Raw genomic sequence first — 12,521 nt, forward strand, 5'->3', positions numbered from 1 at the left:
AATTATTGCGGTGAAAGTGTAGTGAACCTGAAATGAGCCGCGTTTACCAGCGTAGCAATAAAATAAGTTTTTATTATCGCTGGTGCCTAATTTATCTCGCTATTGATTATTGGTAAGGGGAAATTGCATGTCTGAGAAAGCAGAACTGTTATGGGGTGCGCGTTTTAAAGCCGCACCGGCGGCCAGTTTAACCGCGCTGTCGCGTAGCCCGGATTACTACTTTGCCCTGGCTCCTTACGATTTTGCTGGCTGCCGTGCCCACGCCCGTGAACTGGCGCGTGGCGAACTGCTGAGCGACGCGGAACTGAGCACCATGCTGGCGGCAATTGATGAGTTGGATGCTGAGTTCCGCGCCGGTCAGTTGCATCCCATCGCGGCGGATGAAGATGTGCATACCTTTGTCGAGCGCGCGCTGACTGAACGCTTAGGGCCGCTGGGCGGCAAGTTACGAGCCGGTCGTTCACGTAACGATCAAACCGTCAACGACCTGCGCCTCTACCTGCGCGATAACGGCCGTAAGGTGGTCACCGCGCTGCTCGGGCTGCAACAGGCGCTGGTCGAGCAGGCGGCACAGCACACCGAAAGCGTGGCACCGGGCTTTACCCATCTGCAACAGGCGCAGCCGATTGTGTTTGGTCATCAGTTGCTGGCGCATGCGCAATCCTTCGCCCGCGATATCGAACGTATGCAGGACTGGGATCGCCGTAGTGCGCGCTGCCCGCTCGGCGCGGCTGCAATGGCCGGTTCCGCCATTGCGCGTCAGCCAGAATTAGCCGCCGCCGACCTGGCCTATCTCGCGCCGTGCGAGAACTCAATTGATGCGGTTGCCAGCCGTGACTACGCCGCCGAATTCCTGTTTGTCACCAGCATGATTGGCATCAACCTGTCGCGCCTGTGTGAAGAGGTGTGCATGTGGGCCTCGCGTCAGTTCCGCTGGGTTGAGCTGCACGACAGTTACGCCACCGGTAGCTCGATCATGCCGCAGAAGAAGAACCCGGATATCGCCGAGTTGACGCGTGGCCGTTCGGGCCGCCTGGTCGGCAACCTGACGGCGCTGCTCACCACCATGAAAGCGATGCCGCTGTCTTACAACCGCGACCTGAGCGACGACAAACGCAACGTGATTGACGCCGTCGATACCCTGTTGCTGGTGCTGCCTGCGATGGCCGGCATGATGGCGACGCTGAAATTCAACACCGAGGTGATGCGTGAGCAGGCCCCGGATGGTTTCACCCTGGCGACGGAAGTGGCCGACTGGCTGGCGATGCGCGGCGTGCCGTTCCGTGAAGCACACGAAATCACCGGTCAACTGGTACAGCTGTGCGAGCAGCAAGGTTGTGGCCTGTCCGATCTGAGTGATGCGCAGTTACAGGCGGTCGATAGCCGTCTGACCGCCGAAGTCCGTGGCGCACTGACGCTCGAATCCGCGCTGGCAGTCCGTAACGGTTACGGCGGTACGGCACCGGTGCGGGTACGCGAGCAACTGGCGCGTCTGCAAACCCTGATGCAGGCCCAGCAACAGTGGGCTGACGACTACGCTGGCCCGCGCGCCTGAGGAGACGCTGATGTCGCAATCGACCACCACCGCAACCAACAACGTCAGTAGCCAACCGCATTACGATCTCGATCGTTATCAGGTGGTGCCGCGCCGTTATTATGGCCGTATCACCGCCTCGGCGGTCATCCTGATCCTGCTGGCATTGCTGGTTAACGCCTTTGCGCACGGCAATATCGAATGGTCGTTTGTCGGCCAGTTCTTTACCGCCAAAGCGATTCTCGACGGGGTGGTCAACACCCTGATTATGTCCGTGCTGGCGATGGGCTTCGGCGTGTTGTTCGGGGTGATCACCGCCATCATGTACATGTCGCCCAACCCGGTGCTGCACTACATCGCGGTTGGTTATGCCTGGATCTTCCGTGGCACGCCGCTGATTCTGCAACTGCTGTTGTGGTTCAACCTGGCGTTGGTGTTTCCCACCATCAGCATTCCCGGCGTGTTCAGCGTACAAACCGTCACCGTCATGACACCGTTCCTCGCGGCACTGCTCGGCCTGAGCATCAACCAGGGGGCGTACACCTCCGAAGTGGTACGTGCCGGTCTGCTGTCGGTGGATACCGGTCAGTATGAGGCGGCGAAAGCCATCGGTATGCCGCGTTTGCAGGCGTTGCAGCGCATTATTTTGCCGCAGGCGATGCGCGTCATCCTGCCGCCGGTAGGCAACGAATTTATCAGCATGATCAAGACCACCAGTCTGGCGAGCATGATCCAGTACTCGGAACTGCTCTACAACACCCAGAACATCTACTTCGCCAACGCGCGCGTGATGGAACTGCTGTTTGTGGCCGGTATCTGGTACCTGATTGTGGTGACGGTGCTGTCGTTTGGTCAGAGCCAGCTGGAACGCTACTTCTCACGCGGCCATCGCCGTCGTCACTAAGGAGTGAGAGAGATGAGAAACATCGTGCGCGCCGTCAAGGTGAACAAATATTTCGACCAGTTCCACGCCTTGAAGGATGTCAGCCTTGAGGTGAATTACGGTGAGGTGATGTGCATTCTCGGGCCATCAGGCTCCGGTAAAAGCACCTTTCTGCGCTGTATCAACCAACTGGAGAAAATCGACCAGGGGGGGATCTGGGTCGATAACGAACTGGCAGGCTACCGTATCAACGGCAACAAACTTTACCCGTTAAGTGATAAGCAGATCGCCCGCCAGCGCCTGCAAACCGGCATGGTCTTTCAGCGCTTCAATCTGTTCCCGCATAAAACCGCGCTGGAAAACATCATCGAAGGACCGTGCCGCGTGCTGCTGCGTCCGAAACGTGAAGCCAGCGAAGAGGCGATGGCGCTGCTGGATCGCGTCGGACTGGCGCACAAAGCCCACGACTATCCACAGTCGCTGTCCGGCGGCCAACAGCAGCGCGTGGCGATTGCCCGTGCGCTGGCGATGAAACCGAAATTAATGCTGTTTGATGAACCCACCTCGGCACTCGATCCGGAAATGGTCGGCGAAGTGCTGGCGGTGATGCGTCAACTGGCAAAAGAAGGCACCACCATGCTGGTCGTTACCCATGAAATGGGCTTTGCCCGTGAAGTGGCGAACCAGGTGGTGTTTATGGACGAGGGACGCATTATCGAGCAGGGCGCACCGGAAGACATTCTGTTGAACCCGCAAAACCCACGGATGAAAAACTTTATCAACGCGATTCTTCTTTAACTGACCGGGGTGATTTGAATGAAAAAACTGTTACTGAGCGCCGTAAGTGCCGCGCTGTTGCTGCAATCGTCGGCCTGGGCCGATATCGCTGTGCCAGCGTCGATCAAAGAAAAAGGTTTGACCGTGGCGATCATGCCGAACTATCCGCCGATGGATTTTAAAGATCCGGCCAGCAACCAGTTGACCGGCGTCGATTACGATCTCGGCATGGCGATTGGTCAGAAGCTGGGCGTGAAGATCAACTGGCAGGAGATCGCGTTCGAACAGATGGTCAACGCCGTGGTGACCAAACGCGTTGATATGGTGATGTCCGGTATGACCGACACCAAAGAACGGCAGAAGGTGGTTAACTTTATCGACTACTTCAAAACCGGCCCGCAGTTCTACACCTTATCCGCGCGCAGCGACATCAACAGCGCGATGGATTTGTGCGGCAAGCGCGTAGGCACCAGCCGTCGCACCACCTTCCCGCAGGAAATTGCTAACTGGAGCAAAGCCCACTGCGAAGCCGCCGGTAAGCCCGCCATCATTGTGGTCGGGGCGGAAGGGACGGCGGATGCCCGCACTCAGTTGCGTCAACGTCGTCTGGATGGCGCGGTACAGGGCAGCGAAACCCTGCCGTACATCATGAACCTGGAAAAGGGCACCTTTAAGCCGCTCGATAAAGCCTTCTCCTTCCAGTACACCGGCATGGCGATCGGTAAAGATGCATCGGATCTGACCTCCGCCGTGCAGGGCGCGCTGGATGCAATGATTGCCGACGGCACTTACCAGAAAATCCTCAGCAAATGGGGTCTGGGCGACAACGGTGTGGCAAAAGCCACGGTAAACCAGGGCTAACAGGAGACGGCTGATGCAACAACCGGGCGCAGTGCGCTGGCCACAGGGCAAGCGCGGCTGTATGGCGCTGGCGTTTGACCTTGATGGTCCCACCGGCGATGCCATGTTGAATGGCAGCCTGTGGTCGACGCCGGAGTATTTCACCTTTGGCGCTTACGGGCCGTACCGCGCGCTCGGGCGTTTGCTCGATCTGCTGCGGGCGTTTCAACTGCCCGCCACCTTCTTTGTTCCCGCGTGGGTGGTGGAGCAGTGGCCGCAGCAGTGCCAGGCGATTATTGAGCAGGGCCACGAAGTGGCTTATCACGGCTATCGCCACGAATCTTTCTGGGCGATTTCGCCGGAAGAACAACGGGCGGTGATGGCAAAATCGGCGGCGATCTTTAAACAATATCTCGGCATTACCGCTTGTGGCTTTCGCACGCCGTCAGGTGACTGGCATGCAGAAACGCCGCAGATCCTGCGTGACGCTGGGGTGATCTACTCCAGCAGTATGCGCGGCGACGATCGTCCCTACAGCATCCCGGTAGCCGGACATACGCCGCTGGTGGAAATCCCCGGCAAATGGGAGATGGATGATTACGCCTCGCTGGCCTATACGCGCCAGCCGGACTTCCCGAAAGGCGGCGATCGTATTGCCAGCTATGCCCACACCCGCGACAACTGGCAGCGCGAATTTGATGGCGCGATGGATGAGGGCTTATGCCTGACCACCCTGTTCCATCCGAAAATCTCCGGTCAGCCAGGGCGGTTGCTGCTGCTGGAGCAGCTGTTTGAACATATGACGGCGCGCGATGATGTGTGGTTTGCGCGTTGCGATGCGGTGGCGCAGTGGTACTTGCAGGAGCAGCAGCATGACTGAATCTTCCCGCTGGCCGCTGGGCTTCCAGTCGGCGGCGATTATCACCATCGATTTTAACGATATTCATGGCATTCTCACCCAGGCACCGGCGGTGGCAGGGCGCGACAAAACCCTGTCGGTATGGCGCTATGGCACGCTGCGCGGTGTCGATCGTCTGTTGAGTCTGCTGTCGGAAAAACAGCTCAAAGCCAGTTGGTGTCTGCCAGCGATTGTGGCGGAGGAGCAGCCGGAGCTGGTGCAGCGCATCATCGCCGATGGCCATGAAATCGCCTGTAGCGGCGACCGCCATGAGGATTTCTCCACGCTGACCCTGGAACAACAAATTGCCAGCATCACGCGGGGTTGCGACAAACTGGCGCAGCTAACCGGCCAACCGATTCAGGGGTTTCGTACCCCGGCAGGGCAGTGGAAACCGGGGTTGGCCCAGGCGTTGATTGAGCAGGGAATTCGCTGGTCCTCCAGCTGGCGCGGAGACGATCTGCCCTATTTCCACCCCGGCACCCGGCTGGTGGAACTGCCGATGCACTACACGCTGGAAGATGAACCCTATTTTGCCTTTAACCTCAGTCCGGCGATTCCACCGGGACAGTCGCGTATTGCCCCCTATGGCGAAACCCTCGACAACCTGACCCAGGATTTCCGCGGTTTCCATCGTTTTGGCCTGTGTTATCTGCTGCGTTTGCACCCGGAGATCATCGGCACGGCCGGACGCATTGGTCTGCTGCGATCGCTGCTCGATACGCTGCAACAACACAACGTATGGATCGCCACGGCGCAGCAGGTGGCAGCGCATTGGCAGAGCCAACCCGACAACGGCGCGGATCATCCGGCTGAAGTTTTCACCCGCATCATCGGAGAGAACAATGCTTAATCAGCTGGCGAGTTTTATTGCTGAAACCCGTTTTGACCAGTTGCCTGTGGCGCTGCTGGAGCAGGCTAAACGTCACTTCCTCGATACCCTTGGCGCTTCGCTGGCGGGTAGCGATAGCCCGATCTGGCGTGAGTGCCAGACGTTGGTCGAGGCCGAGGGCGGTTATGCTCAGGCGCAGGTGTGGGGCAGCGCGCAACAGGTCAATGCCCGTCAGGCAGCGTGGCTGAATGGCGTGGCGGCGCATATGTATGAGCTGGACGATACCGGGGGCTGTGACCATTCCGGTGCGGTGGTGATCCCGGCGTTGCTGGCAGTGCTGCCGCTGGCCCCGCAGCCAGTGAGTGGCCAGGCGCTGCTGACCGCAATGGTGATCGGTTATGACATTGGGCGTCGGGTGCTGGAGGCTTGCGGCGGTTATTCGGCGCATAACGGTGCGGGCTGGCACTCCACCGCCAGCTGTGGCGTGTTTGGCGCGGCGGCAGCGGTGTGTTCGCTGTTGCAACTCACCCCGGCGCAAAGCGCTTCGGCGCTGGGTATTGCGGCCAGTTTCAGTGGGGGATTGTGGGGCTTTATTCACGACGGTTCGCATACCAAAAAACTGCACGCAGCGCGTGCGGCGGAAGGTGGGGTACAGGCAGCACTGCTGGCGCAACGTGGCATCAGCGGTCCTGCGGCGGTCTTCGAGCCGCGCTGGGGTGGCTTCCTGCAAACCCTGGCGCCGGACACTCAGCAGCCCGAGGCGCTGGTGGCCGATCTCGGCGTGGTGTGGAAGCTGGCGCGCTGTTCGATCAAACCCTATGCCGCCTGTCGTGGCACCCATTCGGCAATTGATGCGCTGGGTATGCTGTTGCAGCAACAAGCGCTGGCGACCGCAGATATCGCGCGCATTGTGGTGGGGCTAAACCCCTTCCTGCTGGAGATGTGTGGCACCCGTGATGTCGCCAGTCTGGCGGCGGCGCAGATGAGTTTGCCTTATGCGCTGACGGCGCGCGCGTTGTATGGCGCGGCAGACCTGGCCAGCTATGATGAGGCAAAACGCCAGCATCCTGATGCAGAAGCCTTGATGGCGCGGGTGGAGCTGGTGATCGATCCTGAACAGAACCGCGACGCTGAACCCTGGGTGCGGCTGGAGACGGTGCAAGGTGAGCAGTGGCAGCAGCATGTCGCGGTGCCCTCTGGTGCGCCCGCTAACCCGCTGAGCCTGGACGCGTTACTGGAGAAATACCGTAGCCTGGCGGCGCGTGTGCTGCCAGAAGCGCAGGTAGCGCAGTTGGAAGCGGTGTGTATGGCGCTGGATGACATCCGCGATGTGAGTCAGATTACGGCGCTGCTGGCAGTCAAACAACATTAACTTTGCGCGATGAATCGCGCCGCTACACATGTTTGTACCTCTCGTAGCGGCGCGATTTATCGCGCGGTTACCGTGCTGCCAGCTCCTCAACGTGGGCGATTGCCGCCAGCAAACGTTCTTCCGTCACCGTTTCCGCCATGTTCGCCATATCCGGCGCATGCACCGACTCACGTACAATCAACGCCAGTTCGGCGGAATCCAGATCGGCGATCTCGCGAAGTTGCAGTGGCACACCGCAATCGCGTGCCAGACGCATTTCTGCCAGCACTTCGTCATCGCTGCGCTGTTCCAGCGCCAGCAGACACAGATTGCCGAAGCCGACCAGCAGGCCATGACCAAACTCGCGCGTCTTATCGCAGAAGGTAAAGCCTTCGTAGATAGCATGAGATGCCGCTGCGTGTGCTCCGTTGCTCATCAGCGAGGTTAAACCCGCCCAGGTAAAGATGGCATCCAGTACCTGATCCAGTGCGGAGCTGCTCTCACCGCGCAGCACAGCGGCATAGGCGGCCGGGCCATGTTCGGCAATCACGTCATAACAAATTTTGCTGTGCGCCAGGGATGACAGCGCGTTGCCTTCTTTGGCCGGATGGCGGGTGCTGACGGCACGGAACTCATACCATTTCGCCAGCGTATCGCCCAGCCCGGCAGCCAGCCAGCGGGCTGGGGCTTTTGCCAGCAGCGTGCTGTCGATCACCACCGCTGCCGGAGCCTGTGGCAGTGGGAAGATATCAAAGAAGTTACCGTTATCGTCGTAGCGGATACTCAGCGGCGTCACCGCCGAACAGGTTGCGGCGATGGTGGGGATGGTCACCACCGGCAAGCCAAGCTGCGCCGCCACGGCTTTACAGGTATCCAGCGATTTGCCGCCGCCAACACCGATAATCACCTCTGCCTGCAACTCGATGGCGATGGCTGCCAGTCGGTTGATCTGGTTGATCGACGTCTCGCCACCAAACCACTCCTGCGCCAGCAGCGTCACATCCGCCGCCAGCAATTGGGCGCGTACCTGCGCTTCCACCGCTTGCAGCGCCTGATGACCGCCGATCAGCAGCGCGCGTTGTCCGAGGCTGGCACAGATTTCACCCAATTGATTAATCACCCCCGCGCCGCGTAACACGCGGGCCGGGAACACCAGATTCATTTGTGTCATTGTTTCTTCTCTGTATAACGGACGCCAGGCAACACGCACAGCATCTCATAAAGGATATTGGCCGCCAGTTGGGAGGTCATGCCGCTCAAATCATAGGGAGGCGAAACCTCAACCAAATCGCCGCCGACCAGGTTTAACCCACGGCAACCGCGCACGATCTCCAGTCCCTGCATTGAGGTCAGGCCGCCTACCTCCGGCGTACCGGTGCCGGGCGCCCAGGCGGGATCGAAACTGTCGATATCGTAAGAAAGATAAACCGGGCCGCTACCGATACGTTCACGCACCTCCGCCATTAACGGTGTCAGCGAACGATGCCAGCACTGCTCGGCAGGGATCAGATGGAAACCCTGATCGACACCCCACTGAAAATCATCCGCTGCATAACCTTGCGCACGTTGACCAATCTGTACCACGCGTTGGCAATCCAGCAAACCCTCTTCCACCGCGCGACGGAAGGTGGTGCCGTGGGCAATCTTCTCACCAAACATCTCGTCATTGGTGTCGGTATGGGCATCAACATGAATTAGCCCCATCGGACCGTGTTTTTTTGCCAGCGCGCGCAGAATCGGCAGCGTCAGGGTGTGGTCGCCGCCCAGCGTCAGCGGAATCAGCGGCCACGGGTTTAGCGCGCTGTAAAAGTCTTCAATGATATCGACCGACTTCAGCAGGCTGTAAGTATTGATCGGCACATCGCCAAGATCGCCCACGCGCAGCGAGTCAAAAGGGGCGGCACCGGTTGCCATATTGTAAGGACGGATCATCACCGAATCGGCGCGGATGGCGCGTGGCCCGTAACGGGTACCGCTGCGTTGCGAAGTGCCGATATCCAGCGGGATACCGATAAACGCCACATCCAGATCGGCGGGGGACTCACTGGCCGGTAAACGCATCATGGTGCCGCGTCCGGCGAAACGCGGCATTTCATTGCCGCCCTGCGGTTGGGGAAAATGGGTCATGACCGGCTCCTTAACTGAACAGGTTGACATCATGACCCGATGCGCGAGCGGGAAAAATCCTTGACAGCAGATAATCACTTCAGAGATTACTTAACTTTAACCAGCAATCACTGAAGGAAAAGGGAGGCACTGACGTAGCGGCGCGATAAATCGCGCCGCTACGTCACAATATTATGCAACCGTTACCCAATCTTAAACTGCTCCAGGTGTTCGCCAGCGTGGTGGAAAACCAGGGCTATTCACGCGCCCAGCAGGCGCTGAACATGACCACGCCGGCGATCAGCGCCTATATGAGCGAACTGGAAACCCAACTGGGGTTTATTCTGTGTCAGCGTGGGCGCGGTGGCTTTACCCTGACCAGCAAAGGGGAAGAGTTTTATCGTTACAGCCAACAGATGCTGACCACGCTGGCAGACTGGCAGGCGCAGGTGGAGACGCTGAAAAGCGCGCAGGGCGGTGCCTTTTCCCTCGGGGTGGTGGATGCCACTGTCACCGACAGCACGCTGGATTTACCTGCCGCTATCGCCCGCTTTAATCAGCGTTTTCCGGCGGTATTTTTCAACCTCAGCGTGCGCGATCCCAATGAACTGCAACAACAGCTACTGGAAGATCGCCTCGACCTGGCGATTGGTCACTTCCCGCTGCGCGCCAGCAATCTGGTGACGATTCCGCTGTACGACGAACAGCATTGGTTGTATTGCAGCCCGCAGCATGCGCTGGCGCAGGGGACGCCGGATGTACGCACCGTGCAGCAAACCGGGATGGTGACGCGACGCTACTGGAACCAGCAGGAACTGAACAAACGTGGTTTCCGTCAGACGAATGCATCGGTGGAGAGTATCGAAGCGCAGTTGACGCTGATCCTTAGCGGGCGGTTTATTGGTTATCTGCCGGAGCATTACGCACGTAGCTGGGAACAACAGGGTGCGCTCTGCCGTCTGCTGCCGCAAGATTTCCACTTCCGCGCGCCGTTCTCCTTTGCTTTTCGCCGTGGCCGGGCGCGCGAAACGTTGATCCGTGCGATGCGAGATATTCTGAATCCAGCGCGAAAAAATAGCAGCGAAAGCTGACGCTGTGGCGATACTGTGTAAAAATACAGGCCATTTTCCCGAAAACAGTTAAGACAATGGCCCTGACAGCAGCGATAAAAAGCCAGATTGCGCAATGGTATAAGGCGCTGCAACAGCAGGTTCCTGACTTTATTCCGCGTGCGCCACAGCGCCAGATGATCGCCGAAGTGGCGAAAAGCCTGGCCGGTGACGAAGGCCGTCACCTGGCGATTGAAGCGCCCACCGGGGTGGGTAAAACCCTGTCATATCTGATCCCCGGCATTGCCGTCAGTCGTGCCGAGGAGAAGCGACTGGTGATCAGCACCGCCAACGTGGCGTTGCAGGATCAAATCTTCAGCAAAGACCTGCCGCTGCTGAAAAAAATCATTCCCGACCTGACCTTTACCGCTGCATTCGGGCGTGGGCGCTACGTTTGCCCGCGCAACCTCGCCGCGCTGGCGGCCAGCGAAGATCAGCAAGGGGATTTGCTGCTGTATCTTGATGAAGAGGCGGTAACCGGCTCCAAAGAGGAGCAAAAGTTATGCGCCGGACTGGAAAAGCAGCTCAGTCGTTCCCAGTGGGATGGGCTGCGCGATCACACGGATGTCGCGATCAATGACAGCCTGTGGCAGCGACTCTCCACCGACAAAGCCAACTGCCTGGGCCATCATTGTCGCTGGTATCGTGAATGCCCGTTCTTTGTGGCGCGACGTGAGATCGAGCAGGCGGATGTGGTGGTGGCGAACCATGCGCTGGTGATGGCGGCGATGGAAAACGAGTCGGTGCTGCCGCCCGCGAAACACCTGATGCTGGTGCTGGATGAAGGCCACCATTTGCCGGAAGTCGCGCGTGATGCGCTGGAGATGAGCGCAGAGATCACCCCTGGCTGGAGCAGCCTGCAACTGGATCTGTTTGTGCGCCTGGTGGAAACCATCATGGCGCAGTTCCGCCCCAAATCCCCGCCACCGCTGACCAATCCGGAGCGGCTGAAAGGCCATTGCGATGAGATGCGCGAGCTGTTGCAGACGTTATGCAACGCCCTGAATCCGCTGCTGCCCGACCATAACCAGCCGGGTGAGTTTCGTTTTGTGCTGGGGGAACTGCCGGAAGAACTGCTGACGCTGTGCGCCCGTTTGTTCAAACTCAGCGATGCGCTGCGTGGTCTGGCGGAAGGGTTATTGAATGAGCTGGGCGATCAAACCGGTAAAGCCGACATCATGCGGCTGCATAAAGCGATTTTGCAGCTCAATCGCCACTTTGGCTGGTTTGAATCCATCAGCAAGCTGTGGCGACTGGCGGCTATGGAGAAAGCCTCAAATGCACCGGTGTCCAAATGGGTGACGCGTGAATTGCGCGACGGCCAGGCGCATCTGCTGTTTCACTGTGCCGGGATACGCGTTAGCGATCAGCTGGAGAAACTGCTGTGGCGTAAAATCCCCCATGTGGTGGTGACCTCCGCCACGCTACGCTCGCTGAATAGCTTTAACCGGCTACAGGAAATGTCAGGGCTGAATGAGAAGGCGGGTGACCGCTTTGTGGCGCTTGACTCGCCTTTCCAGCATATCGACCAGGGCAAGCTGGTGATCCCTCAGATGCAGTATGAACCGCTGATGAGCAGTGAGGCAGAACATATCGCCGAGATGGCGCGCTTTTTCCGCGCGCAAATGGCGGAAGAGAAACATAAAGGGGTGCTGGTGTTATTCGCCAGTGGTCGTGCCATGCAGCAGTTTCTCACCCACGTCACCGACTTACGCCTGTCGATGTTGGTGCAGGGCGACCAGCCACGTTATCGGCTGGTGGAGCTGCATCGCCAGCGCGTGGAGCAGGGCAAAACCAGCATTCTGGTTGGCCTGCAATCCTTTGCCGAAGGGCTGGATTTGAAAGGCGATCTGCTGTCGCAGGTACATATCCATAAAATTGCTTTTCCCCCGGTGGACAGTCCGGTAATTTTGACCGAAGGGGAGTGGCTGAAGAGCCTCAGACGCTACCCGTTTGAAGTGCAGAGTTTACCCAGCGCCTCATTTACCTTGATCCAGCAGGTAGGCCGTCTGATTCGCAGTCACCAATGCTTTGGCGAGATCGTTATTTACGATCGACGTCTGATCAGCAAGCCGTATGGCAGCCGTCTGCTGGCCGCATTGCCGGTGTTCCCGATTGAACAACCGCCGATGCCCGAGGCCACATCCAGTGCAGCGCCACGCAGAAGGCGCGCAAGCAGAAGGAGTTGAGC

General features: G+C 58.9%; 11 protein-coding genes. 9 read left to right on the forward strand and 2 right to left on the reverse strand.

Annotated elements, in window-relative coordinates:
• The first annotated feature begins 127 nt into the window (after nt 1–127).
• Genes argH through AC6I8N_RS06690 form a run of 7 tightly spaced genes read left to right on the forward strand, consistent with a single transcriptional unit; the run spans nt 128 to nt 7,136 of the window.
• Nucleotides 128–1,555 carry an argininosuccinate lyase gene (argH, locus tag AC6I8N_RS06660; RefSeq protein WP_021182505.1) on the forward strand — a complete coding sequence of 476 codons (1,428 nt, stop codon included), beginning with the start codon at nt 128–130 and terminating at the stop codon, nt 1,553–1,555.
• Nucleotides 1,556–1,565: 10 nt separating this feature from the next.
• Nucleotides 1,566–2,438, forward strand: a complete 873-nt coding sequence (locus AC6I8N_RS06665; RefSeq protein WP_021182506.1) for an amino acid ABC transporter permease — start codon at nt 1,566–1,568, stop codon at nt 2,436–2,438.
• Nucleotides 2,439–2,450: 12 nt separating this feature from the next.
• Entirely contained in the window at nt 2,451–3,215 is a 765-nt protein-coding gene (locus tag AC6I8N_RS06670) for an amino acid ABC transporter ATP-binding protein (RefSeq protein WP_021182507.1), read from the forward strand.
• Between the two features lie 18 nt (nt 3,216–3,233).
• Nucleotides 3,234–4,055: an ABC transporter substrate-binding protein gene (locus AC6I8N_RS06675; RefSeq protein WP_497830322.1), complete on the forward strand. Its 822-nt coding sequence runs from the start codon at nt 3,234–3,236 to the stop codon at nt 4,053–4,055.
• Between the two features lie 13 nt (nt 4,056–4,068).
• Entirely contained in the window at nt 4,069–4,914 is an 846-nt protein-coding gene (locus tag AC6I8N_RS06680; protein WP_497830323.1) for a polysaccharide deacetylase family protein, read from the forward strand.
• Complete coding sequence (locus AC6I8N_RS06685) at nt 4,907–5,785, forward strand: polysaccharide deacetylase family protein (protein WP_497830324.1); 879 nt, start codon at nt 4,907–4,909, stop codon at nt 5,783–5,785. The genes AC6I8N_RS06680 and AC6I8N_RS06685 overlap by 8 nt, the downstream gene beginning before the upstream one ends.
• Nucleotides 5,778–7,136 (forward strand): MmgE/PrpD family protein, encoded by a 1,359-nt coding sequence (locus AC6I8N_RS06690; RefSeq protein ID WP_497830325.1) that lies wholly within the window; start codon nt 5,778–5,780, stop codon nt 7,134–7,136. Before AC6I8N_RS06685 ends, AC6I8N_RS06690 begins: the two co-directional genes overlap by 8 nt.
• A 67-nt stretch (nt 7,137–7,203) precedes the next feature.
• Here the strand turns inward: AC6I8N_RS06690 and AC6I8N_RS06695 are convergent, their stop codons facing one another.
• Together AC6I8N_RS06695 and speB are read right to left on the reverse strand one after the other, a co-directional pair.
• Entirely contained in the window at nt 7,204–8,286 is a 1,083-nt protein-coding gene (locus AC6I8N_RS06695; RefSeq protein WP_497830326.1) for an iron-containing alcohol dehydrogenase family protein, read from the reverse strand.
• The gene (speB, locus tag AC6I8N_RS06700) at nt 8,283–9,242 is read right to left on the reverse strand and encodes an agmatinase (protein ID WP_021182513.1); all 960 of its coding nucleotides are present in this window, start codon (nt 9,240–9,242) and stop codon (nt 8,283–8,285) included. The genes AC6I8N_RS06695 and speB overlap by 4 nt, the downstream gene beginning before the upstream one ends.
• A 173-nt stretch (nt 9,243–9,415) precedes the next feature.
• On the opposite strand from speB, the gene AC6I8N_RS06705 reads away from it, so the two are divergent.
• Together AC6I8N_RS06705 and dinG are read left to right on the forward strand one after the other, a co-directional pair.
• Complete coding sequence (locus AC6I8N_RS06705) at nt 9,416–10,312, forward strand: LysR family transcriptional regulator (RefSeq protein ID WP_021182514.1); 897 nt, start codon at nt 9,416–9,418, stop codon at nt 10,310–10,312.
• A gap of 56 nt (nt 10,313–10,368) precedes the next feature.
• Nucleotides 10,369–12,519 (forward strand): ATP-dependent DNA helicase DinG, encoded by a 2,151-nt coding sequence (dinG, locus tag AC6I8N_RS06710; RefSeq protein WP_497830327.1) that lies wholly within the window; start codon nt 10,369–10,371, stop codon nt 12,517–12,519.
• Nucleotides 12,520–12,521: the final 2 nt, after the last annotated feature.

The sequence above is a fragment of the Pantoea sp. X-Soil-TKNS-1279 genome (assembly GCF_059730565.1).